19 protein-coding genes are annotated in these 23855 nt (G+C 63.3%); 10 read left to right on the top strand and 9 right to left on the bottom strand.

Annotated elements, in window-relative coordinates; all coding sequences use genetic code 11:
- Positions 1 to 117: 117 nt before the first annotated feature.
- Complete coding sequence (eat, locus tag QRN70_RS13250) at positions 118 to 1488, bottom strand: ethanolamine permease (RefSeq protein WP_285418431.1); 1371 nt, start codon at positions 1486 to 1488, stop codon at positions 118 to 120.
- Positions 1489 to 1794: 306 nt separating this feature from the next.
- Positions 1795 to 3315: an acetaldehyde dehydrogenase ExaC gene (gene exaC / locus QRN70_RS13245; protein ID WP_285418429.1), complete on the bottom strand. Its 1521-nt coding sequence runs from the start codon at positions 3313 to 3315 to the stop codon at positions 1795 to 1797.
- A gap of 323 nt (positions 3316 to 3638) precedes the next feature.
- Between exaC and QRN70_RS13240 the strand changes: the two genes are divergently transcribed.
- The 4 genes from QRN70_RS13240 (at position 3639) to QRN70_RS13225 (ending at position 8013) form a co-directional block, all read left to right on the top strand.
- Positions 3639 to 5549 (top strand): sigma-54-dependent Fis family transcriptional regulator, encoded by a 1911-nt coding sequence (locus QRN70_RS13240; RefSeq protein ID WP_285418427.1) that lies wholly within the window; start codon positions 3639 to 3641, stop codon positions 5547 to 5549.
- A gap of 193 nt (positions 5550 to 5742) precedes the next feature.
- The gene (gene mpl, locus QRN70_RS13235; protein ID WP_285418424.1) at positions 5743 to 7092 is read left to right on the top strand and encodes a UDP-N-acetylmuramate:L-alanyl-gamma-D-glutamyl-meso-diaminopimelate ligase; all 1350 of its coding nucleotides are present in this window, start codon (positions 5743 to 5745) and stop codon (positions 7090 to 7092) included.
- The gene (gene ubiX / locus QRN70_RS13230) at positions 7089 to 7736 is read left to right on the top strand and encodes a flavin prenyltransferase UbiX (protein WP_285418422.1); all 648 of its coding nucleotides are present in this window, start codon (positions 7089 to 7091) and stop codon (positions 7734 to 7736) included. Before mpl ends, ubiX begins: the two co-directional genes overlap by 4 nt.
- Complete coding sequence (locus tag QRN70_RS13225; RefSeq protein WP_285418420.1) at positions 7729 to 8013, top strand: YceK/YidQ family lipoprotein; 285 nt, start codon at positions 7729 to 7731, stop codon at positions 8011 to 8013. Before ubiX ends, QRN70_RS13225 begins: the two co-directional genes overlap by 8 nt.
- 134 nt (positions 8014 to 8147) lie before the next feature.
- On the opposite strand, the gene QRN70_RS13220 is transcribed toward QRN70_RS13225, so the two are convergent.
- The 3 genes from QRN70_RS13220 to QRN70_RS13210 all read right to left on the bottom strand — a co-directional run bounded on the left by QRN70_RS13220 (position 8148) and on the right by QRN70_RS13210 (position 11102).
- A complete protein-coding gene (locus tag QRN70_RS13220; protein WP_285418418.1) occupies positions 8148 to 8789 on the bottom strand; it encodes an oxidoreductase in 642 nt (213 codons plus the stop codon).
- A gap of 27 nt (positions 8790 to 8816) precedes the next feature.
- Entirely contained in the window at positions 8817 to 10544 is a 1728-nt protein-coding gene (locus QRN70_RS13215; RefSeq protein ID WP_285418416.1) for a C13 family peptidase, read from the bottom strand.
- 102 nt (positions 10545 to 10646) lie between these two features.
- Complete coding sequence (locus QRN70_RS13210; protein ID WP_285418414.1) at positions 10647 to 11102, bottom strand: MaoC family dehydratase; 456 nt, start codon at positions 11100 to 11102, stop codon at positions 10647 to 10649.
- Between the two features lie 193 nt (positions 11103 to 11295).
- On the opposite strand from QRN70_RS13210, the gene QRN70_RS13205 reads away from it, so the two are divergent.
- The 3 genes from QRN70_RS13205 to QRN70_RS13195 are packed head-to-tail and all read left to right on the top strand — an operon-like array spanning position 11296 to position 12975.
- Entirely contained in the window at positions 11296 to 11658 is a 363-nt protein-coding gene (locus tag QRN70_RS13205) for a CidA/LrgA family protein (RefSeq protein ID WP_285418412.1), read from the top strand.
- Positions 11658 to 12374 (top strand): LrgB family protein, encoded by a 717-nt coding sequence (locus QRN70_RS13200; protein WP_285418410.1) that lies wholly within the window; start codon positions 11658 to 11660, stop codon positions 12372 to 12374. Before QRN70_RS13205 ends, QRN70_RS13200 begins: the two co-directional genes overlap by 1 nt.
- A gap of 10 nt (positions 12375 to 12384) precedes the next feature.
- Positions 12385 to 12975 carry an LON peptidase substrate-binding domain-containing protein gene (locus QRN70_RS13195; protein WP_285418408.1) on the top strand — a complete coding sequence of 197 codons (591 nt, stop codon included), beginning with the start codon at positions 12385 to 12387 and terminating at the stop codon, positions 12973 to 12975.
- A 60-nt stretch (positions 12976 to 13035) separates the two neighbouring features.
- Here the strand turns inward: QRN70_RS13195 and QRN70_RS13190 are convergent, their stop codons facing one another.
- The 4 genes from QRN70_RS13190 to QRN70_RS13175 all read right to left on the bottom strand — a co-directional run bounded on the left by QRN70_RS13190 (position 13036) and on the right by QRN70_RS13175 (position 21149).
- Positions 13036 to 15246, bottom strand: a complete 2211-nt coding sequence (locus tag QRN70_RS13190) for a hypothetical protein (protein WP_285418406.1) — start codon at positions 15244 to 15246, stop codon at positions 13036 to 13038.
- A 41-nt stretch (positions 15247 to 15287) separates the two neighbouring features.
- Positions 15288 to 18665, bottom strand: coding sequence for a calcium-binding protein (locus QRN70_RS13185; protein WP_285418404.1), 3378 nt, complete (start codon positions 18663 to 18665; stop codon positions 15288 to 15290).
- A gap of 443 nt (positions 18666 to 19108) precedes the next feature.
- Positions 19109 to 20425 carry a bifunctional DedA family/phosphatase PAP2 family protein gene (locus QRN70_RS13180; protein WP_285418402.1) on the bottom strand — a complete coding sequence of 439 codons (1317 nt, stop codon included), beginning with the start codon at positions 20423 to 20425 and terminating at the stop codon, positions 19109 to 19111.
- Between the two features lie 28 nt (positions 20426 to 20453).
- Complete coding sequence (locus QRN70_RS13175; RefSeq protein WP_285418400.1) at positions 20454 to 21149, bottom strand: DNA-3-methyladenine glycosylase; 696 nt, start codon at positions 21147 to 21149, stop codon at positions 20454 to 20456.
- Positions 21150 to 21326: 177 nt separating this feature from the next.
- On the opposite strand from QRN70_RS13175, the gene QRN70_RS13170 reads away from it, so the two are divergent.
- The 3 genes from QRN70_RS13170 (at position 21327) to rsfS (ending at position 23854) form a co-directional block, all read left to right on the top strand.
- Positions 21327 to 22598 (top strand): glutamate-5-semialdehyde dehydrogenase, encoded by a 1272-nt coding sequence (locus QRN70_RS13170; protein ID WP_285418398.1) that lies wholly within the window; start codon positions 21327 to 21329, stop codon positions 22596 to 22598.
- A complete protein-coding gene (gene nadD / locus QRN70_RS13165) occupies positions 22567 to 23289 on the top strand; it encodes a nicotinate-nucleotide adenylyltransferase (RefSeq protein WP_285418396.1) in 723 nt (240 codons plus the stop codon). Before QRN70_RS13170 ends, nadD begins: the two co-directional genes overlap by 32 nt.
- A 70-nt stretch (positions 23290 to 23359) precedes the next feature.
- Positions 23360 to 23854, top strand: coding sequence for a ribosome silencing factor (gene rsfS, locus QRN70_RS13160; RefSeq protein ID WP_285418394.1), 495 nt, complete (start codon positions 23360 to 23362; stop codon positions 23852 to 23854).
- Position 23855: the final 1 nt, after the last annotated feature.

The following is a 23855-nucleotide window of genomic DNA, read 5'->3' as shown; positions in this document are numbered from 1 at the left end:
AATTTGCTGTTGTGCCGCAGATGAGCCTCTGTGGGGACGAGCCTGCTCGCCTCCACAGGGGATCTTCATGCACTTCTATATAGCGGGCACCGGGCATTCGGCCCGCTGCCGGTGCAACTAGATACCTTCGAGCATAGCGTCTGTCGGGGCCTCGGAGCGTTGCTTGGCGGTCAGCTGGAAGTACAGATAACCAGCGGCCATGAAACCGAGGAACACACAACCGATCAAGGTGTTGAACCAGGCCATCGCCACCAGGCACACCAGCGCCAGGAACAGCGCAATCGCCGGCACCACTGGATAGCCCGGGGCACGGAAGGTGCGTTCCAGGTTCGGTTCGGTTTTGCGCAGCTTGAACAGACTGAGCATGCTGATGATGTACATGACGATCGCGCCAAACACCGACATGGTGATCATCGCGGCGGTCAGGGTCATGCCTTGCAGGTTGACCAGGCCATCGCTGTAGATCGCCGCGATGCCGATCACGCCACCGGCCAGGATCGCCCGGTGCGGCGTCTGGAAGCGCGACAGCTTGGCCAGGCTCTTCGGCAGGTAACCGGCGCGGGCCAGAGCGAAGAACTGCCGTGAGTAGCCGAGAATGATGCCGTGGAAACTTGCCACCAGGCCGAACAGGCCGATCCACACCAGCATGTGCATCCACGACGAATTGTTGCCGACCACGGCTTTCATCGCCTGCGGCAGCGGATCGTTGATGTTCGACAGCTGCCGCCAGTCGCCGACGCCGCCGGCCATCACCATCACGCCGATGGCGAGGAACACCAGGGTCAGGATGCCGCTGACGTACGCCTTGGGAATCGTGCGTTTCGGGTCCTTGGCTTCCTCGGCCGCCATGGCAGCGCCTTCGATGGCGAGGAAGAACCAGATCGCAAAGGGAATCGCGGCAAAGATCCCGGGAATCGAGCCCAGGCTGAACTCGTTGGCACCCGACCAGCCGTTGAGCACGAAATTGCTGAAGCTGAAGCCCGGCGCGACCACGCCCATGAACACCAGCAGTTCGGCGACCGCCAGCACGGTGACCACCAGTTCGAAGGTCGCGGCGATGCTGACGCCGAGGATGTTCAGGGTCATGAACACGAAATATGCGCCGACGGCGGCGACCTTCGGATCCAGCTCCGGATACTGCACGTTGAGGTAGGCGCCGATGGCCATGGCGATGGCCGGCGGGGCGAAGACGAATTCGATCAGCGTGGCGATGCCGGCAATCAGTCCGCCTTTTTCGCCGAATGCGCGCCGGCTGTAGGCAAACGGCCCGCCGGCGTGGGGAATTGCGGTGGTCAGTTCGGTGAAACTGAAGATAAAGCACGTGTACATGGTCGCGACCATCAGTGCCGTGACCAGGAAACCCAGGGTGCCGGCAGTGCCCCAGCCGTAACTCCAGCCGAAGTATTCGCCGGAAATCACCAGGCCGACGGCAATGCCCCACAGGTGCAGGGTGCCGAGTGTGGGTTTGAGCTGTGTGGTGGAAGTCATAAGTCCTCGCTGTCTTTTTTATTGTTCGATCTGTTGGACTTGCGGGTGCAGTGGTTGAGGTGAATGGGGGCTGTTCACGCAGCGGCAGTTTTCGTGCAAAACCTGAATGACGGATACGCAAGGCCCGTGCCAGAGCGGCCAGGCCTTTGGTGTCGTGTCAGTCAGGACGCCTTCGCTGGCAAGCCAGCTCCCACAGTGATTCGGGTTGAACTCAAAATCTGATTTCACCCCCAACCCTGTGGGAGCGGGCTTGCCAGCGATGGCTATTTGAAGGGCAACACAGAATCATCTGTGTTGCCCCGGGTTTTAGAAGAAGCCCAGCGGATTGATGTCGTAGCTGACCAGCAGGTTTTTCGTCTGCTGATAGTGATCGAGCATCATTTTGTGGGTTTCACGGCCGACGCCGGACTTCTTGTAGCCGCCGAACGCGGCGTGCGCCGGGTACAGGTGGTAGCAGTTGGTCCATACGCGGCCGGCCTTGATCGCCCGACCCACGCGGTAGGCGCGGTTGATGTCGCGGGTCCAGAGGCCGGCACCGAGGCCGAACTCGGTGTCGTTGGCAATCGCCAAGGCTTCGGCTTCGTCCTTGAAGGTGGTGATGCTCACCACCGGGCCAAAGATTTCTTCCTGGAACACGCGCATCTTGTTGGTGCCCTTGAGCAGGGTCGGCTGGATGTAATAGCCGGTTGCCAGGTTGCCCTCGAGTTTTTCCACCTTGCCGCCGGTCAGCAGTTCGGCGCCTTCGCCCTTGGCGATTTCCAGGTACGACAGGATCTTGTCGAATTGCTGCTCGGACGCCTGCGCGCCGACCATGGTCTCGGTGTCCAGCGGATCGCCGCGCTTGATCTGGCTGACTTTCTTCATCACCGCTTCCATGAACTGCGGATAGATCGACTCCTGGACCAGCGCCCGGGACGGGCAGGTGCACACTTCGCCCTGGTTGAAGAACGCCAGCACCAGGCCTTCAGCGGCTTTTTCGATGAAGGTCGGCTCGGCCTGCATGATGTCTTCGAAGAAGATGTTCGGCGACTTGCCGCCCAGTTCGACGGTGGATGGAATGATGTTCTCGGCGGCGCATTTCATGATGTGCGAGCCGACCGGGGTCGAGCCGGTGAAGGCAATCTTGGCGATGCGCTTGCTGGTGGCCAGCGCCTCACCGGCCTCTTTGCCGAAGCCTTGCACCACGTTGAGCACACCTGGCGGCAGCAGGTCGCCGATCAGCTCCATCAGCACACAGATGCCCAGTGGCGTCTGTTCGGCAGGTTTGAGCACCACGCAGTTGCCGGCGGCCAGTGCCGGGGCGAGTTTCCACGCGGCCATCAGCAACGGGAAGTTCCACGGGATGATCTGCCCGACCACGCCCAGCGGTTCATGAATGTGATAAGCCACGGTGTTGCCGTCGATTTCGGCAGCGCTGCCTTCCTGGGCGCGCAGGCACCCGGCGAAGTAGCGGAAATGGTCGGCGGCCAGCGGGATGTCGGCGTTGAGGGTTTCGCGGATGGCCTTGCCGTTGTCCCAGGTTTCGGTGATCGCCAGCAGTTCGAGGTTCTGTTCGATGCGGTCGGCGATTTTCAGCAGGATCAGTGAACGCGCCTGCACGGAGGTCGCGCCCCACGCGTCGGCGGCGGCGTGGGCGGCGTCCAGTGCCTTGTCGATGTCTTCGGCAGTGGAACGGGGGAATTCGGCAATTGGCTGGCCATTGACTGGCGAGGTATTGGTGAAGTACTGACCTTTGACAGGCGCGACGAACTCGCCGCCGATGTAGTTACCGTACTTGCTCTTGAACGAGACCTTGGCGCCTTCAGTACCGGGGTGAGCGTAACGCATGATGATGTTCTCCTTGGCTTTGTACTTATTAGAGAAACGCGCAAGTGCGCTTGCTATAAGCGTAGAGCAAAGGTCGGGCCACTGCCTTGCAGGTCAGGCAAATCAAGGCCTTGCGCGGTTTGTCTCGGACAGGCGGGCGGCATCTGTGAGGGTTTCGGTACAGAGGACGTGACAGTTTGTACCGTTATTGGCACAGCCGGTGACCGGCCGGTCTTGCCAGCATTGCAATGCCGGCCGGCCTGGAGGATGCTCAGCCAACAGAAACCCTGTGCAGAAGCAGCCTGCGCGAGGTTGCGTCGACCTTTCGGGGAGAATAATAAGAAATGCACGACAACCATTTGAGTCGCCATGCCCGACAGGTGCTCACCGTCACTCAGGGCAAGCCACACCTGCATGGGCCCGGAGCCGATCCTTCGATTGCCCGCTCGTGGCTGCGCTGCCTTGAGGACTATCACCTCGATCCTGCGCTGAGCATGGCGCCCACCGTGCTCGAACACGGGCGCGTCCTCGAAAGCCGCGAGCGCCTGCAACAGGTGTTGCAGATCGCCGGCAATGAAATGAGCAGCCTGCATCAACAACTGTCCGGCGCCGGTCATGCGGTGCTGCTGACCGACGCGCGTGGGGTGATCCTCAACTGCGTCACCGCGCCCGCCGAGCGCAGGATCTTCGAACGTGCCGGCCTGTGGCTCGGCGCCGACTGGAGTGAAGCCTGCGAGGGCACCAACGGTATCGGCACGTGCCTGGTGGAACGCCAGGCGCTGACCATTCATCAGGACGAACACTTTCGCGGCCGCCACACCGGCCTGACCTGCTCGGCGAGCCCGGTGTTCGACCCGCACGGCGAACTGCTGGCGGTGCTCGATGTGTCCTCGGCACGGCCGGATGTCTCGCGCCAGAGCCAGTTCCACACCATGGCGCTGGTCAATCTGTCGGCGAAGATGATTGAGAGCTGCTACTTCCTGCGCTGTTTCGATAACCAATGGTTGCTGCGTTTCCATCTGCAGGCCGAGTCCGTCGGACTGTTCAGCGAAGGCTTGCTGGCGTTCGATGGCGAGGGGCGGATCAGTGCGGTGAACCAGAGCGCGCTGAACCTGCTCGGACACATTCGCGGCGGTTTGCTGGGCAAGCCGGTGGAGGCGTTTTTCGATTGCTCGCTGGACGAGCTGCTTGGCCGGGCGAGTGCCAATGCCAGCGCCAGTTGGCCGTTGCGCACGCGCGATGGCCGGCATCTGTTTGCCGTGTTGCGGGGCGAGTCGCGCAAGCCGCTGCCGAGCATGCCGGCGCCGGTTGTCCCCGAGGCGCCGCGCTTGGCGGGTATCTGTCTCGGCGATGCGGCGTTGCAAGCCGACTTCCGCAAAGCCCTGCGCGTGTTCGAACGCGACGTACCGCTGTTGATCAATGGGGAAACCGGCTCCGGCAAGGAAGCCTTCGCCAAAGCGGTGCATCAGGCCAGTCAGCGGTCGGGCAGGGCGTTCGTCGCGCTCAACTGTGCGGCCATCCCCGAGAGCCTGATCGAGAGCGAGCTGTTCGGCTATCGCGGCGGCAGCTTCACCGGCGCGCGCAAGGACGGCATGCGTGGCAAGTTGCAGCAGGCCGATGGCGGCACGTTGTTTCTCGATGAAATCGGCGACATGCCGCTGGCGTTGCAGACGCGTCTGCTGCGGGTGCTGGAAGATCGGCAAGTGGTGCCGATCGGCGGCGAGCCGGAAGCGGTGAATGTGCGGATCATCAGCGCGACTCACCGCAATCTGCTGGGACGGGTTGCCGACGGCAGCTTCCGCGAGGATCTGTACTACCGGCTCAACGGGCTGGAAGTGGCGTTGCCGGCGTTGCGCGAGCGCAGTGATAAAGCGCAGTTGCTGGATTTCCTGCTGGCCGAGGAGGCGGGCGATGAAACGCTGCTGATCGACGAGTCGGCGCGCCAGGCGTTGCTGACGTTCGACTGGCCGGGCAATGTGCGGCAGTTGCGCAATGTCCTGCGTACGTTGGCGGCGTTGTGTGATGAAGGGCGGATCGGGGTGGAGGATTTGCCGGCGATGATTCGGCAGGGGCGGCCGGCCGTATCAGCGATCAAGGAATCCGCTCATCCGCTGGAAGACGCCGAGCGTTCGGCTCTGCTCGAGGCGCTGGAGCAAACCCGCTGGCACATGACCCACGCGGCGCAGCAACTGGGCGTCAGCCGCAATACGCTGTACAGAAAGTTGCGCAAGCACGGGATCGCCCGAACCGCCTGAATCCCCCTCCTGATGGTTCCCATGCTCGGCGTGGGAACGCTTCCCGGGATGCTCGGCGTCCGCTTGTCGGTGCAGAACGTGCTGTGCTGCATTCCCACGCAGAGCGTGGCAACGATCATGTCGGATGATCAGCTAAAGAGTGCGATTTCCCCCTCCCTACGCTAACCTGCGGCCATGTTTTACGAGGTCGACTATGCACATTCATATTCTGGGTATCTGCGGGACTTTCATGGGCTCGATGGCGGTGTTGGCCAAAGAGCTGGGCCATCACGTGACCGGCTCCGACGCTAACGTCTATCCGCCGATGAGCACTCAGCTGGAAGCGCAGGGCATTGCGCTGACGCAGGGCTACGATCCGGCGCAGCTCGATCCGGCACCGGATCTGGTGGTGATCGGCAACGCCATGTCGCGCGGCAACCCGGCGGTGGAATATGTGCTGAACAAAGGCCTGCCGTACGTTTCCGGCCCGCAGTGGCTGGCCGACCACGTGCTGCAAGGTCGCTGGGTCCTGGCGGTCGCCGGTACGCACGGCAAGACCACCACCAGCAGCATGCTCGCCTGGGTGCTGGAGCACGCCGGCATGAGCCCGGGCTTCCTGATCGGCGGCGTGCCGCAGAACTTCTCGGTGTCGGCGCGCCTGGGCGACACGCCGTTCTTCGTGATCGAGGCCGACGAGTACGACAGCGCGTTCTTCGACAAGCGTTCGAAATTCGTCCACTACCGTCCGCGCACCGCGATCCTCAACAACCTTGAGTTCGATCATGCGGACATCTTTCCGGATCTGCCGGCGATCGAGCGGCAATTCCATCATTTGGTACGCATCATTCCGAGCGAAGGCCTGGTGATTCATCCGACCACCGAGCCGGCCTTGCAGCGCGTGATCGAGATGGGCTGCTGGACCCCGGTGCAAACCACCGGTGCCGGTGGGCAGTGGCAGGTCAAGCTGCTGAAAGATGACGGCTCGGCGTTCGAAGTGATGTTCGAGGGCGTGTCCCAGGGTGTGGTCGAGTGGGAGCTGACCGGTCAGCACAACGTCGCCAATGCCCTGGCCACACTGGCTGCGGCGCGGCATGTTGGCGTCGTGCCAGCCATGGCAATCGCCGGGTTGAGTGCGTTCAAGAGCGTCAAGCGCCGCATGGAGAAAGTCGCCGAAGTGCGCGGCATCACCATCTACGACGATTTCGCCCACCACCCGACCGCCATTGCCACCACGCTTGACGGCTTGCGCAAGCGCATCGGCGATGCGCCGCTGATCGCGATCATCGAGCCGCGCTCCAACTCGATGAAACTCGGCGCCCACCGCGACGGCCTGCCGGACAGCGTGGTCGATGCCGACCAGGTGATCTGGTACGCCCCGGCCAACCTCGGTTGGGACCTGGCGGGCACGGCGGCGTTGTGCACGGTGCCGTCGATCGTCAGCGATTCGCTGGAAGGCATCATCGAACGCGTGAAGAGCCAGGCTCAGCCCGGCACCCACGTGGTGATCATGAGCAACGGCGGCTTCGGCGGCCTGCACGGCAAACTTGCCGAGGCGCTGCAATGAACACTCTTTCCCGGGACGGCGGTCCGGAGCGCATCACGCTGGCGATGACCGGCGCGTCCGGCGCGCAGTACGGTTTGCGCCTGCTCGATTGCCTGGTGCGGGAAGATCGCGAGGTGCACTTCCTGATTTCCAAGGCTGCGCAATTGGTGATGGCCACCGAGACTGACGTGTCGCTGCCGGCCAAGCCGCAGATGATGCAGGCGTTCCTCACCGAATACACCGGCGCCACTGCCGGGCAGATTCGTGTGTACGGCAAGGAAGACTGGATGTCGCCGGTGGCTTCCGGTTCCGGTGCGCCGGCGGCGATGGTCGTGGTGCCGTGCTCCACCGGCACGCTGTCGGCGATTGCTACCGGGGCCTGCAACAATCTGATCGAGCGCGCGGCGGACGTCACCCTGAAGGAACGTCGGCAGTTGATTCTGGTGCCGCGCGAGGCGCCGTATTCGAGCATTCACCTGGAGCACATGCTCAAGCTGTCGAACATGGGCGTGACCATCCTGCCGGCCTCGCCGGGTTTCTATCACCAGCCACAGACCATCGATGACCTGATCGATTTCGTCGTGGCGCGGATTCTCAACCTGCTGGGCATTCCTCAGGACATGCTGCCGCGCTGGGGCGAACATCATTTGAGCAGCGATGAATAAGCTGCTGGTCATGCTGATGGCGCTGCAACTGGCCGGGTGCGCCACTGTGCGCACGCTGGATGCGGCCAAACCGGGCGCGCCGGTGGTGTATTCCGGAACGCGCCTGGACCTGTATGCAATGGATGGCGGCTGCTGCGCGAAGGATCGCTTTGGCGCCGAGGCGCCGAGTTATCCGGGGGTGGACCTGCCGGCCAGCGCCTTGCTCGATACGCTGCTGTTGCCGTTGTCTGTGCTGACCGTGATTGGCGTGAGTTTTCAGGCGACTGGTGGATTGTAGGGGAGCGCCGCGCACTCCATTCGCGGGCAAGCCACGCTGCCACAGGGATTGAGTCGTGCGCTGAATCCGTGTTCGCTGAAGACTGATGTGGGAGCGGGCTTGCCCGCGAAGAGGCCAGCCCAGACACCACAAAACTACTTGCCCAGCTTGCGCAATTCGTCGGACTCGACAATGCGCACGCCATCCTGTTCTTCCAGGGCCAGACGCCACATGGCGCGGGCCAGCTGACAGGCTTCGATGCCGCGGTATTTGCCGGGAATCAGCTTGGAGAAGGGTGCCGCCAGTTGCTCGCCAAGGCGCGGTTCGGCGCGATCACCGAGCAGCAGCGACGGCCGGCAAATGGTCAGCTGCGGCCAGTCCTGGGCGCGCAGTGCCTGTTCCATCTCGCCCTTGACCCGGTTGTAGAAAATCGACGATTGCGGATCGGCGCCGAGTGCACTGATCACGATCAGATGCCGCGCGCCCATTTCCCGTGCGCGTTTGGCGAAGGCCACGACCATGTCCAGATCCACCGCGCGAAACGCCTGCTCCGAGCCCGCCTGCTTGATGGTGGTGCCGAGGCAGCAGTAGGCGATATCGACGCGCCCGGAGAGTTGCGGCAGGAATGCCTGGGGATCGCCGACCGGGTTTTCCAGGTGCGGATGCTCGGCCAGTGGCCGGCGTGAAGGGGCAAGGACACGGGTAATCGTCGGCTCGTTGAGCAAACGGTCGAGTAGGTGTTCACCGGTCAAACCGGTAGCTCCGGCAAGCAATACGTGCTGAGGCGTCAAGTACATTGTGTCTCTCCCTTGATACTGTTCAGCTTAGTTGCTCTTTGTCGCTCCGTCGTTCAACGCAGCACTTTGCAAAGCTTTTCTCGCCTGCTGCTTGCGCAGCAGTTGCCAGTGCGCAAGCACGGTTTTCGGCGCCCAGATCTGCGGCTCCGAGGCTTCGAAATTGTCCGCCAGTTCGCGCTCGGCGACGGTGGCCTTGGCCAGCTTGAAGGCCTGCTCGAGATCGTCGGTCTGGTTCAGCGCCTGGGCGAACAGAGCGTCGCCGAAGTAAGTGAAATTGGCTTCTTCCGAACAGCCGAAGGACACCCGGTCGGCCCGCGAGGCGGTCATGATCAGCGTGCGTTCGTCCTTGAGCGCCGGAATGAAACCGCCGGAATAGCACGAGGAAATCACGATCACCTTGTCACGGTTCTTCAGCGGCGCGAGCACGGCAGCGAGTTCGTCGGCAGGCAGGTCGGCCAGTTCCATGCGCGGCTGGTCGAGCACCAGTTCGTGTTCGGCGGTGCCGTGGCTGGTCAGGTAAATGAACAGCAGGTCTTCCGGGCCGCTGCGTTCGGCCAGGGTCTGGGCGGCGCGGCGCAGGTTCTCGCGAGTGGCCATCGGCCGGTCGCCGAGGTGATCGCGGTGATTGACCAGGCGGATCTGGCCGTAAGCGCCAAAACGGCTGGCGAGCATGTTGGCAACGTAGTCGGATTCACGCAGGAACACGCTTTGCTTGCCGTCGCCGCCGAGGGTCAGGGTGTACAGCTCGACCGCCGGGGTCGAGGCCGGGACCGCGGCCAGTGCGTCGTCGAGCAATCGGCCCTGGGCCAGCAGGCCGAGCTCGAGGGTGTCGGGCAGCAGCTTGCCGTCGGCATCGCGCACGCGCTGGCCGTTGATCCAGGTGCCGCTGAGGACGGTGCCGTCAGTCAGCACCAGGGTGCCGCGCCCGGCGTAGCTGTCGCTGTCGAACTGGCCGATGTAGAAACTGCCGTCGGCGAGGTTCAAGCGGCCCTGGCCACTGAAGCGCCAGTCACTGAAATTGCCGATGTAGTGACTGCCGTCGGCGCCGATCAGTTCGCCCTTGCCGGTCAGCGCGCCTTCCTTGAACTGGCCGAGCCAGACGTCACCGTCGGCGTTTTCGTAGCGCCCCTTGCCATGCAGCTGATTGTTCTTGAAGCCGCCGACGTAGATATCGCCGTCGGCACTGGTGAAGGTGCCATTGCCTTCCAGCTGGCCGTTGACGAAGTGGCCGCTGAACTGGTTGCCGCTGGCGTCGCCGCGCTGGCCTTCGCCGTTGGGTTTGCCGTGGGCGAACTGGCCCTGGTAGGAGCTGCCGTCGTCCAGCTCGAGGCGACCGAGCCCGGAATACTGGTCGGCCTTGAACTCGCCACGGTAGGTCATGGCGTTCTCTTTCAGCGTCCCTTCGCCGTCGCGTCGCCCGAGCTTGAAGCCCCCCGTGTAGCTGCCGGCGTTGGTCGTCAGGGTGCCCTGGCCGTCGAACAGGCCTTGCTGGAACTGGCCGCGATAGACCTCGCCGTTGCTGCCGTGCCACTCGCCCTGGCCATGCCACTGGCCCTTGTCGAACTGCCCGGCATACCAGCTGCCGTTGGGGTAGTCGACGCGGCCCTGGCCTTGCAGCAAGCCGTTGACCAGTTCGCCACGATAGCGGCCGCCGTCGGGCAGGCGCGCATCCGGGGGCAACAGCGATTCGCCATCGCCGCAAGCGGCAAGCAACAGGGTCAGGGCAAGGGGTGCAAGAGGAGCAAGTGAGCGCATAGCGGGATCCGGGCAATTAGGCGACCGAGTATGCCGCAGCTATGTGTCGCATATATAGAGAGGTGACGCGAAACAGCGTGCGCTGCTTCGCATCCGGAACGCTTAGACGAAGCAGAGCGACAGCGGCTCGGCGATGTAGGCCGGTTTGTCCGAGCCTTCTATCTCAAGCGTCGCGGTGGCCTTGAGCAGCCACTGGCCGGGTTTTTTCTCGGTCACTTCGCCCAGGTCGACCTTGAGTCGGACTTTCGAATTGACCTTGACCGGCTGGATGAAACGCACACTGTCCAGGCCGTAGTTGACCACCATCTTCACGCCCTGTGGCAGAACCAGGATGTCCTCCATCAGTTTCGGGATCAGCGACAGCGACAGGAAACCGTGGGCAATGGTGCTGCCAAATGGCGTTTGCGCGGCTTTGACCGGGTCGACGTGGATGAACTGGAAATCCCCGGTGGCTTCGGCGAACAGGTTGATGCGCTCCTGATCGATGGTGAGCCATTCGGAACGTCCGAGTTCCTTGCCGACATAATCTTTGAGCTCTGCAACGGGAACATAGGGCATTGAGACTCTCCTTGGGTTCATCGGTTTTATAGTTTTTCAGGTGGGGGATTGGACCGCCCTGCGAACCACTGTAGATCATCATGGCGATTTGCTCCGGTCAACCGACCATGCTTTTGGCGAATGCCGATCCATAGCGCAGGCGTGCTTATAATGCGGGCGACTTGCAGGTGGGCAAGTAAGACGGAGATGTCGGATGTTGCTACGTGGCCTGACCATGCTGGTGCTGTTTCAATTGCTCGGCACGGCCCTCAATCATTTGCTGTTGCCGGTGCTGCCGGGGCCGATCATCGGCCTTCTGCTGTTGCTGGTGTTCCTCATCCTGCGCGGTGAAGTCGGGGAGCCGCTGAACCTCGCCGCCGGCAGTCTGCTGCGTTATCTGCCGTTGCTGCTGGTGCCGCCGGCAGTGGGCGTGATGGTGTATGCCACGGCGATTGCCGCGGATTTCTGGGCGATCGTCGGTGCGCTGGTGTTGTCGCTGATCCTGTCGATGGCGTTCGCTGGCGTGTTGATGCAACGCATGGTCAAGCGCCATGCGCCTCGTTCGGAGGACTCCTGATGCTGTTTGACTGGCAAGGTGCCCTGGCCTCGGTAATCCACCATCCGTTGTTCGGCATCGGCATCACCCTGGGCGCCTATCAATTGGTGCTGGCGGCGTTCGAGAAAACCCGCTGGATCTTCCTGCAACCGGTGCTGGTCTCCATGCTGCTGGTGATCGGTGTGCTCCTCAGCTGCGGCCTGACCTACGGCGAGTACCGCAAGAGCACGGAAATCCTCAGCATCCTGCTGGGGCCGGCGACGGTGGCGCTGGCGGTGCCGCTGTATCTGAACCTGCGGCGCATTCGCCAATTGTTCTGGCCGATTTTTACTACGCTGGTGATAGGCGGGGTGGTCGCTACCGGCATGGGCGTGGCGCTGGGCTGGTGGTTTGGCGCCGATCACATGATCCTGATGACCATGGCGCCGAAGTCGGTGACCTCGCCGATCGCCATGCTGGTGGCCGAGCAGATCGGTGGCGTGGCGGCGCTGGCTGCGGTGTTTGTATTGATTACCGGGGTGATCGGCGCGATCTTCGGCCCGACGCTGCTGACCCGCCTCGGTGTGCACAGTCCCGAGGCGCGCGGCATGGCGCTGGGCATGACGGCACACGCGGTGGGCACCTCGGTGGCGTTGCAGGAAAGTGATGAGTGCGGCGCTTTCGCGGCGCTGGCGATGAGTCTGATGGGCGTGGCCACGGCGGTGTTCCTGCCGTTGGCGGTGTCGATGGTGGTGTAAGGAAATGTCTATGAGTCTGCCGCTTTTTCCGCTGAACACGGTGCTGTTTCCCGGCTGCAACCTGGATTTGCAGATCTTCGAGGCGCGCTACCTGGACATGATCGGCCGCTGCATGAAACAGGGCGGCGGGTTTGGCGTGGTGTGCATCCTTGAAGGCAGCGAAGTCGGCGCCGCGCCACAGGGTTTTGCCCTGGTCGGATGCGAAGCGCGGATCACCGATTTCCAGCAGCAGGACAACGGCCTGCTGGGCATTCGCGTGCAGGGCGGGCGTCGTTTCCATGTGCTGCGCACGCAAGTGCAGCGCGACCAGTTGATCGTCGCCGACGTCGACTGGCTCGACGACGAGCCCGAGCAACCGCTGCAGGACGAAGACGCTGACCTGGTGGCGCTGCTCAAGGCCCTCGCCGAGCACCCGATGGTCGAGGCGCTGGACATGGGCACCGAAGCGCTCGGGCAACAGTCACTGGCCAATCAACTGGCCTACCTGTTGCCGTTCGCCGAAGAGGACAAGATCGACCTGCTGCAACTCGACGACCCGCAACAGCGTCTGGATGCGATCCAGGCGCTGCTCGACGAATTGCAGGGTGAATTGTTCGCCTGACGATCAGCCGGATTATTCAGCCCGACGGCGCGCCCATGGCCATCGTCGCACTCCAGCCGCTCACTCCGGCCAGACGATATCGCTGCCGAAAGTGTCGAGCCCCTTGGGCATCGGCAGAATCGGTTTGCCGGCCTTGGCTGCTGCGTCGATCAAGGCGTCATAGCGCGACTCGTTGTAGTCACCGCGATGGGTCTGCTCTTCGATTTCCCGGCGGGTCGAGTAACTGGCCTGCTCGGCGACGTCTTCGATTTTCGCCGCGCGGCTGAGGGTGGAATCGAGCAGCCAGAGGCGTTCGGCGTCGATGCCGCGGCGGGAGGCCGAGATCAGCGCTTCGTTCTCATCGTCGGGAAAACTGGCACCGTGCTTTTCCGCGCTGCCGTTGAGCAGGATGTTCTCTTCGCGCAACACCACCTCCAGGTTGCGGGTATCGATGACGTAGATGAAGTTGATCTTCTGCTCGTGGCGAATGGTCTCGTAGTTGCGCTCGGCGTCCAGTTCCACATCGGACGTATCAGACCATTCGTTATCCGACTCGCCGGAGTCGTTGTCCGGTTCGCCCGGTCGTTTGCCCGGGTACTTGTTCTTCTGATTGTTGTAGCGCAGGTGTTCCGGGTCGGGGGCGCGCGTGCCTTTGCCGGCGTAGGTCCAGACCAGGTTCAGGCCGACCGTGACACTGATCGGCTTCTCGCTGGTGCCTCCTCTGGCGTGGGTCATGCGTGGCAGCATCCGGCTGTCGTTGACGAACTCGAACAGCGTGCGCTCGTCGGCCCGGAACAGGGCAGGAATATCCGTGCGGTACAGGCAGTTGGAGCTGTTGCGCAAATAGCCCAGGCGGGCGACGAAGGCGTCGAGGAATTCGCGCGTGACGGACTTGTCGAGGCCGTGCAGGCCCCGCAGCGTGCGTGTGCCGTTGCGCAGCGGCAGCAACAGCGGTTCGATTTCCTGCAGCAGCGGGTCGAAGCGCGTCGGGTCGTTGCCGTTCTGCGAACGCAACCTGTGCTGCTCGGCCCACTGCGGCATGGCGCGCGGGTTGTCGATCAAATCCTGGCGTAACGTCGCGTGTTGCGCGGGTGACAGGTTGTACGTGCGCAGGTGCGCGGCGCGTTGCTGGCGGCTCATCTGTGGGTAGAGCCAGCGCAGGCCTTCGTTGAGCAGGTCCTTGCGCGGGTTGCCGGTCTGCAACGGTCTGGCCCACTGCGGGCGGCTGCCCGTCGCGTCGGCGTCGGTGCGAAAGCGCGGGATGTCCGCGCCGTGGATGCGATAGAACTGCCAGATTTCGTGATCGCTCCAGCCGGCGAGGTGGGCAGGGCGGGCGTCGAGACCGGCGACGGGTGGGTCGACCTTGATCAGGAAGTCGTTGTGGTCGCGAAAGCCGTAGACGATCTCCGGTGCCGGGCTGTCCGCACTCCGGTTGATCGCGATTCGGTAGTAGCCCTGGCTGTCCGGACCGGGCCTGGCAGCGGCGTAATACTTCAGGTCGTCCCACGTCGTGGCATGGTTCGGCCCGCTGGCAAACGCCGCCGGCGGTGCATCGAGAAACACCCGCCCGCCGTCATTTTCGTAGCCATAGAGGTAGCGGGGGCTGGCGTCGGAATCGGCCGGGCTGTTCAGGCGCATGCGGAAGTAACTGCGGGCATAGGTGGTCAGCGGGTAGACGGTTCCCAGCAAGGGTTGTCGGTTCGATTCCTCCTCGGGCGCAATCGTCGGGCGCTTGCCGGCCGCGGCTGAGTCGTCGTGGAGATCCGTGGCTGACGGCCGTTTCTGTGCGGCCCGGTTTTCCGCCTGGGCCGAGGGATGCAGGCGCCAGGTCGACGCCCCGGCGTTCTTCAGCAGCAACGGCCCCGGTGGCAGTTTGTTGTAGAGATCCTTCACGCGGTAGGCGTGGGCGCCAGTGTCGAATTCCACATACACGGTGCCGACGTTTTCGACATCGACGAACCGGCGCCCGACGACGAAGCGCAAACCGTCAGCGTCGGCAGCCTGCATATTGCGCAAAAAGGCCTGGCTCAACAGGTAGGCGTCCAGTCCGGTGCCGCTTTGCGGCACGGTGGAAGGCAGGTCGGAAATCTCGAATCGCGGTGTATCGACACTGACCTCGGGCCCGCGCGTTGAGCCCTGATCCGGCACAAGGCTCGGTTGGGTCGTCGTGCCGGCGGGCGGTCGATGGATCACCGGTACGTCGCCCTCCGGTCGCGGGTGGCCGGGATGGGTGGGCGGTGCAGGCGGGTCGATTCTGGGAACGTTGGGGGTCGCAGGTGGTTTGGGGCGCATGGTGTCATTCCTTGACGTATGAAAGTGCGGAATAAAAAGCCTCAGGCCAGCCCCGCCGTGGTACGCACCACGGCAAGCTCGCCAATGAGCAGGTGCTCGGGGTTGATCGGGCGTGATGGGTCGCTGTCGATGCTCCAGCGTTCGCTGGCCGCGTTGTAGACAATCCTTGCGCCGGGCGCGTCCGCCAGCCGGATGTTGTGGACGAGGATATGATCGTCCTCCAGCTCATTCAGCGTCTTGTGCTGGCGGATCAGCGTGACGACGCCCTCCACGGTGGTGCAGGCCCGGGCATTGACGGCGGTCAGACCGACCACCTCGAACAATGGGTTGATCCGATAGTGATGCCCGGCCGAGACCACGACATCGATGGTTTCCAGAGGCAGCAGCGAATTGCTGCTGTCCGGCAGGTGGATGTGAATGCTGCCGATGCGCAGCAGATTGCCGGCGATGCTCAAGTGTGCGCGGGCGATGTGTTCCTGCAGCGTGGCGGTGTAGAACCGCCAGGTTGACGAGCCCGTGGTGCTGGCGTCGGCGACCGCGGTCGAAAGACGGATGGCCATGTTGCTCGCCAGCCATATCTCGTAATACGCCGATCGGCCTTCCAGCCAGTAAATGGCCCGGTGTGCGGAGGTCTGGAACTCGATGCGTTGGGCGGTTTTCTTCAGGCTGCGCTTTTCTTCCGAGGGCCTGACGAAGAGGTATTTTCCGGCACGCTTGCGCAGCGACTTTCGGCTCTGACTCAGCGTATAACCGGGCTTTTGCGCATCCTTGCGGCAGTCGTTGCGCGGCGGATCGAGATGGTAGGAAACGCCATCGCGCATCACCAGAGTGAACGGGTGGACTATCTGCCAGGGCGCGGCGAGGATGCCGCCGCCCATGTCGGTCTTGTTGCCGGGTTTTTCGCTGATGCCGCCGTGCAGGGAAAGCAGTTTGCCGCCGCCGGTAAACGTCAGGGTGAAATGCGGCCCCTTATAACTGACGACCCGGTACGCACCACGCTGCTCTGCGGTGACGGTGTAGATGGCCCTGACCTCGTCGATTTCCGTGCTGTCGAAGTCGACATACAGGGTGCTGCGACTGGCCTTGCCGGGCCTGCCCGCGCGCAGGATCGTGTAGTGGCTGTCGCGGGAGACGAAGTAACGCGAATGCTGATTGGCGGCAGCCATCTGCGGGCGGTCGTTGAGCAAAACCGGTGCGATCTGGCGGGTGCCGGCGACGATCACCACGGCATTCAGCGCCTGGTCGCGCAGGTCTGGCGTTTGCGCCGGCCAGTCTGGCTGCAGGTGGTAACCGTCCTCGGTGATGAACATCCATTTGTCGTTGCGCAATGAGCGCTTGCCGTCGAGCGTCTGGTACACGCCCTCCAGCACCAGTTCGCGACGCGGAGATTGCGGGTGGTCATCGCGCAGGCTGCCGATCACCAGGGCGTTATCGCGGATCCGCCAGTGCTGGATGGCTTCGAGCGGCACGCCCAGGTGAACTTTGCTCGGCGCTTCCCCGTCCTCGTTGATCGACACCTTGAGGCTCATGCGGCTGACGTAGTAGCTATCGGCGCCGCTGCCGCCGTCGACGATGGCGTGGCTGCCGCGCACGGAGACCTGGTCGTCACCGGCACCGGCCGCGACCCGGTCGTCGCCATTGGCGGCAATGATGTCGGCTTGATCCGAGCCGGTGACGCGATTGACCGCGCCGGCCAGTGTCTCGACCGTTTCGAAGCCGTCGAGCGTGGAATGCAGCACCGGCGCAACGCTGGCATCGGCGGAACGCAGGCCGAGCCGGTGTTTCTGCAGGTCGATGTCATAACCGATGAAGCGCGGCGCCTGCGGGCCGTGGTCTTCATGAACGTGGCGGCCCTGCAGCCACAGCACGTCCGCGCCGCCACCGCCGTCGAGGTAGCTGACCCGCTCTGGCGCCGCGGCCAGTGCGGCGGAGGCGGCCTGAAAGCTGAACGTGTCGTCCTTGTCGCCGCCGTATAGGCGTTTCTGTCCGGCCGCATAGTGAAAATGGTTCGGTTTGTTGCGCACGCCGAGGACGCTGTCGTTGCCATCGCCGAGCTTCCACAGCACGCCTTTGGCCGGGTCCGTGGGGCGCCGGATAATGTGGTCGTCGGTGGCGGGCAGGCCGTCCCGGGCATCGTAGCTGTCGTCGGTTTCCGCGATCACCGGACTGTCGACGATGGCGAAGGCTGGCTTGCCGGCGCCTTCATCCCACTGATGCTTGTAGACCCGGGTCGGTTGCAGCTTCACTTCGAAGCGGCCGTTGACCACGGCCTCGATGCTGTCCTTGAGTTCATTGTCGAGCCAGCCGTTGCTCTTGGTTTGCAGGGCCTTGGCGTAATCGCTGTAGGTCTTGGCGAGGGTGAAACGCTGCATCAGCGCTTTGTCCTGGTCCTGGCCCGTGAAGGCGAACCAGCCGGCGCGCCAGCGTTCGTTGACGCTCAGTTCGATGTAGTCGTCGATGTCGTCGACCACCCGCGCGGCGCTGTAGATGCGTGCGCCGACAATCAGGATCGCGGCGGCGGCGATTCCCACCGGGCCCGCCGCCTGGAAGCCCATCAACGCGGCGGCGCCGAGCATCAGCGACAGGCCGGCGCTGAACACGCTGAGGCCGCCGCTGACGTACAGGTCCTGGGCGGTCTTGCCCGTGGCGCTGGCGGCATCGCTGAAGGATTTGATGGCCATGTAGATATCGAAGGGCAGGGTCAGCGCACTGGCGATCAGCCCGGCGCTGCGGCACAGCCATTTGCCCATGGTGGTCTTGCCGAACTGTTCGAAGGTCATCGCGCCGTGGCGGATCATTTTTTCCCCGGTACGGCTCAGGGCGTACTCCAGGCCCAGCGAGCCGATTTCGGTGACGCCACCGCCGACATTGATCAGCGCCTCGCCGATCTCGCCCTTCTTCAGGGCGTCGAGGGTGCCCATGTAGGCGCTGTACAAACCGTAGGCTTGCAGCCCGGCGCCCATGCTGGTCATGCCGCGGCTCTTGGCCAGGTCGACCCAGTTCGGCAGATGCCCGGGCAGCGGGCTGTGCTGGATATCCACGCGTTGGGTGGCGTCGAGCAGGCGGCCGATGCGGTTCATGGCTGGCGCCCATTCGCTGTCCGCCATCTCGCGCAACAGCGGCGGCGCGGCGGGTGAGCGCTGGGTGGCGATCTCGTAGAGCAGGCTCGATACCCGTGGGCTCGAATCGGCATCGGTGGCGCGGATTCGCTGTGCGACCTTGGCCGGGTCGAATTCCAGGGCATCGAGGAAGGTCTGCTCGGCTTCGGCGAAATACACCGTCGCGGGCGTGATCGCCTGGCCGTTCAGGTTTGCACCGAGCGCGTGAAGTTCTTCACGGCTGACCGTGAATTCGCCGATCTGCAATGGGCCGAACAATTTGTCGACGTCGCGCAGGCTGGGTGTGCCGCGTGGACGCACGGGCGGCGTGAGGTCGGTTATTTTTATCGGTATTGGCGGAAAGTGTCTGCGCTGATTGTTCGTGGCGGTATTCAAGGGCAAAAGTCTTTATATAAAAGGATTGATTGTCATCGAGTGACAAAACTGTTGCCCAAGGTGCCACGAAGCCGCCGCTGCTTCAGGTGGTTTTGTTTGTCTGTTTATGTGTGATGTTTAGTATGCAAGTGGTGGTTGCAATATTCCACATTGGCAGTTTGTGTGCCAGGAATGCGGGGCGTAGCAGAGTTTCTGCAAGTGGAGGAGGGCGTTTGGGCTGAATATGTCAGTAGATATTTAAGGTATTAGTTTTATTGCGGGTATTACGAACTAATACGAGAGAAGTTGTTTTGTTCGCAAGTTGTTTTTTATAGAGGGCGCTCGCCAGCAATGGAGATAGTTGGCGAGCGCAGGATAATGACTGACTGTCAGTAGGCGTAGCGCAACAGCGTGTGCGGCAAGTGGCGCAATACAAAGAAACCGAACAACGCCAACAATGCCGGCAGTACCAGCCACCAGACTTTCTGCGGCATGGCTTGCAGCGGTGCGCGGCGTTGGCTGAGCCACAGGCCGGCAGCGCAGACACAGGACGCCAGCATCGTCCCGGCAATCACGTCGGTCGGCCAGTGCGCACCCAGGTACACCCGCGACAGGGCAATCGACAGGGCCGGCAGGCAGCCGAGCAACAGCCAGGTCAGGCGCATCCGCGGTGGTTGACCGCGTCCGGCGAGGACGGCGAGGGCCAGGAACAACGCGAACGAACCTGAGGCGTGGCCGCTGGGCATGCTGTAGCTGGTCAGCGGATCGGTCAGCACTTCCGGGCGCACACGGGCAAAAAACAGCTTGGTGCCGGTGTTGGCCAGGGCGGTGCAGAGCAGGGTGCCGCCGACGAAGATCGCCTGGCGCCACTGGCGGCAGAGCAACAGCAGCGCCGTCAGCAGGGCGCTGAACAGCAGCATGTTGCGGAATTCGCCGATCAGGGTCAGGACCACGGCCACTTCGTCCAGCCATGGGCTGCGGTGTTCCTGCACCAGGGTCATCACGCCCTGGTCGAGGGCGGTCAGGTAGGGATAGCCGATGAACAGGCCGATCAGGATCGCCAGGCTCATGCTGCTGATCCACAGCGTCGCCCGGCGGTGGCGGCGCAGGCTGCTGGTGGCGCTCAGGCCGACCATCACCGCGATGCTGCCGGCGACGATGCCCGCCTCGGTCCAGAACCCTTCGGGCAATGGCAGGCGGAATGCCGCGCCAGTGGCCCAGCCGGGCAGCAGGTAGGCCAGGCTCCAGCCGGCGGCGGCCAGCAGGCTGACAGCAGCGAAGCGCGGAAAGGGCATGTCGAACATGCCGGCGACCATCGGCAGCATCGGCCGCAATGGCCCGATGAAGCGGCCGACCAGCAGGCTGGCGATACCATAGCGCTGGAAATAGTTTTCCGCGCCGCTGATCCATTCCGGATGATGACGCAGGCCCGGCAGACGGCGGATGTTCTGGTGGAAGTGGCGGCCGAGGAAGTAGGACACCACATCACCGAGAATCCCGCCGAGGAAGCCCAGCAACAGGGTTTCGCTCAACGACAGCGCCCCGCTGCCGGCCAGTACCGCTACGGCAAACAGCAAGACCGTGCCGGGGACAATCAGCCCGGCAATGGCCAGGCATTCGACGAATGCCACGATGAACACCGCGGCGGCCAGCCACTGCGGATTGGCCGCCAGCCAGCCGGTCACGCTATCGAGCCATGGGCCCATACAGACAACTCCATTTCATTGATTGGGTTCACAGCAGGAAATAATCGCGACCTTCGACCTGACCCCGGCGCAGCGGGTTCCGCGTGCACCATTGCGCATAAGTCGCGTCGACGAAGCGGTACATCAGGTGTTCGTCACGGCCCAGGGGAATGCCCAGGCGGGTGGTCTGGATAATCTGGCCCGGCGCGGTGCCGGTGTCCTCGACCAGCAGCAGGTCATGGTCGAAGCGCTTGCCATCCCACACCGGCACTTTCAGGCCCAGCGCCTTGCACAGCAGGGTCTGGCCGGCGCAGAGCTTCTGCGACGGCCGCGGGCGACCCTGTGCATCGGGATTGTTCAGCAGCATCTGCGCGAGGCTGGCCGGGCCACTGATCTCGTCGACCCACGGATAGGCGGATTTGATCAGCACCGCGTTGCCCGGGCCCTGGGCACTGAAGTTCAGCGAATCGCCGCCTCGGGCGTAGTACATATAGATGTGCCCGCCATCCAGAAACAAAGCCTTACGCTTTTCTGTGTAGCCGAGGGAGGCGTGGCTGCCCTTTTCCGCGCAGTAATAGGCTTCGGTTTCGATGATTCGTGCGCTCAGCCATAAATCGCCGACCCGGTGGCGAATCACTTTGCCGAGCAGATCCTTGGCCAGGGTCTGTGCGTCACGGTCGAAAAAAGCGTCCGCAAGCCCCACGGGCAGGCGCTTGGCGGTGGCGCGAACGGTCAGGTTGGACATGGCAGGTGGCTTTTATCCCGGCTGAAGAGGTCGTGATGATAACAATTGCAATCTTAATTACGGCTGAACGTCGGCAAATTGCTGTCCATTTCGACCATCCGCCCGTCACCGCTGTTAGTCCCGGGACGCGACAGCTATAATCTGCCGCTTTCCTCTTTGCCAAGACCCCAGCAGACCATGACTGAGTCCGTTCTTGACTACATGACCCGATTGGGTCGCGCCGCCCGCGAAGCCTCCCGGGTCATCGGCCGTGCCAGCACCGCGCAGAAAAACCGCGCCCTGCTGGCTGCTGCCAATGCTTTGGATGCGGCTCGCGCGGAGCTTGCGGCAGCCAACGAACAGGATCTGGCCGCCGGGCGCGCCAATGGCCTCGAGCCAGCGCTGCTGGAACGTCTGGAACTGACCCCGGCGCGCATCGACGGCATGATCGTCGGTCTGCGTCAGGTCGCGGCGCTGCCGGATCCGGTCGGCGCCATGCGGGACATGAGCTTCCGCCCGTCGGGCATCCAGGTCGGCAAGATGCGCGTGCCGTTGGGCGTGATCGGCATCATTTACGAATCGCGGCCGAACGTGACCATCGACGCCGCCAGCCTGTGCCTGAAGTCGGGCAACGCGACGATCCTGCGCGGTGGTTCCGAGGCGATCCATTCCAATCGCGCGATTGCCGCGTGCATCCAGCGCGGCCTGGCCGAAGCCGAGCTGCCGGCCGCCGTGGTGCAAGTGGTGGAAACCACCGATCGCGCCGCCGTCGGGGCGCTGATCACCCTGCCGGAATACGTCGATGTGATCGTGCCACGCGGTGGCCGTGGCCTGATCGAACGCATCAGCCGTGACGCCCGGGTGCCGGTGATCAAGCACCTGGACGGCATCTGCCACGTCTACGTCAGCGCGCATGCCGAGCTGGCGAAAGCCCAGCGCATTGCCTTCAATGCCAAGACCTATCGCTATGGCATCTGCGGGGCAATGGAAACGCTGTTGGTCGATCAAACTGTTGCCAGGGATTTCCTGCCGTCGATGGCTGCCCAGTTCCGCGAAAAAGGCGTCGAGCTGCGTGGCTGCGAGCGCACCCGGGCGATCATCGAGGCGCTGCCGGCCAGCGAAGAAGACTGGCGCACCGAATACCTGGCGCCGATCCTGTCGATCCGTGTGGTCGACGGGCTGGACCAGGCCATCGAGCACATCAACCGGTACGGTTCGCACCACACCGATTCGATCGTCAGCGAAAACCTTGCCGACACCCGGCAGTTCGTGGCGCAGGTCGACTCGGCGTCGGTGATGATCAACACGCCGACCTGCTTTGCCGACGGCTTCGAATACGGATTGGGTGCCGAGATCGGCATTTCTACTGATAAGCTGCACGCCCGTGGCCCGGTGGGCCTCGAAGGCCTGACCTGCGAGAAGTACGTCGTGGTCGGTGATGGCCAGTTGCGCGGCCAGGCGACGGTCTGACTTGTCCGATCTCGACCTGACAGCGCCGGCCCCCGGCAGCGAACCCGGCCCCCGGCGCATTGGCGTCCTCGGCGGGACGTTCGACCCGGTGCACATTGGCCATTTGCGCGGCGCGCTGGAGGTGGCCGAAGCGCTGGCCCTGGATGAGCTGCGCATGATGCCCAGCGCCCGTCCACCGCACCGCGATACCCCGCAGGTGTCGGCGCAGGACCGGTTGGCGATGGTCGAGTGTGCGGTGGCCGGCGTGCCGCCACTGGTGGTGGACGCCCGCGAGTTGCAGCGGGACAAACCGTCCTGGACCATTGATACCCTGGAGTCGATGCGCGCCGAAATGGCCGCGGATACCCAGGTTTTTCTGCTTTTGGGCTGGGACGCTTTTTGCGGCCTGCCCACTTGGCATCGCTGGGAAGAGTTGCTCCAGCATTGCCATATCCTGGTGCTTCAGCGCCCGGACGCCGACAGCGAACCGCCGGATGCCTTGCGCAACCTGCTGGCAGCGCGTTCGGTGAGCGACCCGCTGGCCCTGAAGGGGCCGAGCGGACAGATTGCATTCGTCTGGCAGACACCGCTTGCGGTTTCCGCCACCCAGATCCGTCAACTGCTGGCCAGCGGTAAGTCGGTACGTTTCCTGGTTCCCGACGCGGTCCTGGCCTACATCGATGCGCACGGTCTGTACCGTGCGTCGAACTGAACAAGGCGTGCTCAAGTAACACGATCAACGTGTGACGAGGCGCCGAATACATGAGCAAAACGAGTTTTATATGACTGACAAAGACGTAGCTAAAGTAAAGCGCAAGGGCACATTCAAGAGTGCTCCGCTGCCAGAAGCGGTCAACACCAACGAGCCGCTCAAGGGTGACGAGCTGGTCAAGGTTGCCGTGGCAGCCCTTGAAGACGTCAAGGCGCAAGACATCCAGATCATCGATGTCCGCGACAAGCAGAGCATCACCGACTACATGATCATCGCGACCGGTACTTCCAATCGCCAGATCAACGCGATGCTGGAAAAGGTTCGCGAGGAAGTCAAAAAGCAGGGCGCCAAGCCGCTGGGCGAAGAAGGCAAGGGCGACAGCGACTGGGTGCTGCTCGACCTCGACCTGGTGATCGTGCACATGATGACCGCCTCGGCTCGCCAGTTCTACGACCTGGAGCGCCTGTGGGCCGGTGCCGAGCAGAGCCGTGCGGCAGACGCCAAGCACCACAGCCCGGAAAACACCCACGAGCATTTCACCAAGCTCAACAAAGACCAGCTGTAAG

Origin of the sequence: Pseudomonas sp. efr-133-TYG-5 (assembly GCF_030209175.1) — a bacterium.
Lineage (GTDB): Bacteria > Pseudomonadota > Gammaproteobacteria > Pseudomonadales > Pseudomonadaceae > Aquipseudomonas.
Note: the sequence above shows the minus strand (reverse complement) of the source record. Positions and strands in the feature narration are given on the sequence as shown.

Excerpts from the sequence above, each read along its gene's own strand:
- eat (WP_285418431.1), bottom strand. The coding sequence starts at position 1,488 with ATGACTTCCACCACACAGCTCAAACCCACACTCGGCACCCTGCACCTG.
- exaC (WP_285418429.1), bottom strand. The coding sequence starts at position 3,315 with ATGCGTTACGCTCACCCCGGTACTGAAGGCGCCAAGGTCTCGTTCAAG.
- QRN70_RS13240 (WP_285418427.1), top strand. The coding sequence starts at position 3,639 with ATGCACGACAACCATTTGAGTCGCCATGCCCGACAGGTGCTCACCGTC.
- mpl (WP_285418424.1), top strand. The coding sequence starts at position 5,743 with ATGCACATTCATATTCTGGGTATCTGCGGGACTTTCATGGGCTCGATG.
- ubiX (WP_285418422.1), top strand. The coding sequence starts at position 7,089 with ATGAACACTCTTTCCCGGGACGGCGGTCCGGAGCGCATCACGCTGGCG.
- QRN70_RS13225 (WP_285418420.1), top strand. The coding sequence starts at position 7,729 with ATGAATAAGCTGCTGGTCATGCTGATGGCGCTGCAACTGGCCGGGTGC.
- QRN70_RS13220 (WP_285418418.1), bottom strand. The coding sequence starts at position 8,789 with ATGTACTTGACGCCTCAGCACGTATTGCTTGCCGGAGCTACCGGTTTG.
- QRN70_RS13215 (WP_285418416.1), bottom strand. The coding sequence starts at position 10,544 with ATGCGCTCACTTGCTCCTCTTGCACCCCTTGCCCTGACCCTGTTGCTT.
- QRN70_RS13210 (WP_285418414.1), bottom strand. The coding sequence starts at position 11,102 with ATGCCCTATGTTCCCGTTGCAGAGCTCAAAGATTATGTCGGCAAGGAA.
- QRN70_RS13205 (WP_285418412.1), top strand. The coding sequence starts at position 11,296 with ATGTTGCTACGTGGCCTGACCATGCTGGTGCTGTTTCAATTGCTCGGC.
- QRN70_RS13200 (WP_285418410.1), top strand. The coding sequence starts at position 11,658 with ATGCTGTTTGACTGGCAAGGTGCCCTGGCCTCGGTAATCCACCATCCG.
- QRN70_RS13195 (WP_285418408.1), top strand. The coding sequence starts at position 12,385 with ATGAGTCTGCCGCTTTTTCCGCTGAACACGGTGCTGTTTCCCGGCTGC.
- QRN70_RS13190 (WP_285418406.1), bottom strand. The coding sequence starts at position 15,246 with ATGCGCCCCAAACCACCTGCGACCCCCAACGTTCCCAGAATCGACCCG.
- QRN70_RS13180 (WP_285418402.1), bottom strand. The coding sequence starts at position 20,425 with ATGGGCCCATGGCTCGATAGCGTGACCGGCTGGCTGGCGGCCAATCCG.
- QRN70_RS13175 (WP_285418400.1), bottom strand. The coding sequence starts at position 21,149 with ATGTCCAACCTGACCGTTCGCGCCACCGCCAAGCGCCTGCCCGTGGGG.
- QRN70_RS13170 (WP_285418398.1), top strand. The coding sequence starts at position 21,327 with ATGACTGAGTCCGTTCTTGACTACATGACCCGATTGGGTCGCGCCGCC.
- nadD (WP_285418396.1), top strand. The coding sequence starts at position 22,567 with ATGGCCAGTTGCGCGGCCAGGCGACGGTCTGACTTGTCCGATCTCGAC.
- rsfS (WP_285418394.1), top strand. The coding sequence starts at position 23,360 with ATGACTGACAAAGACGTAGCTAAAGTAAAGCGCAAGGGCACATTCAAG.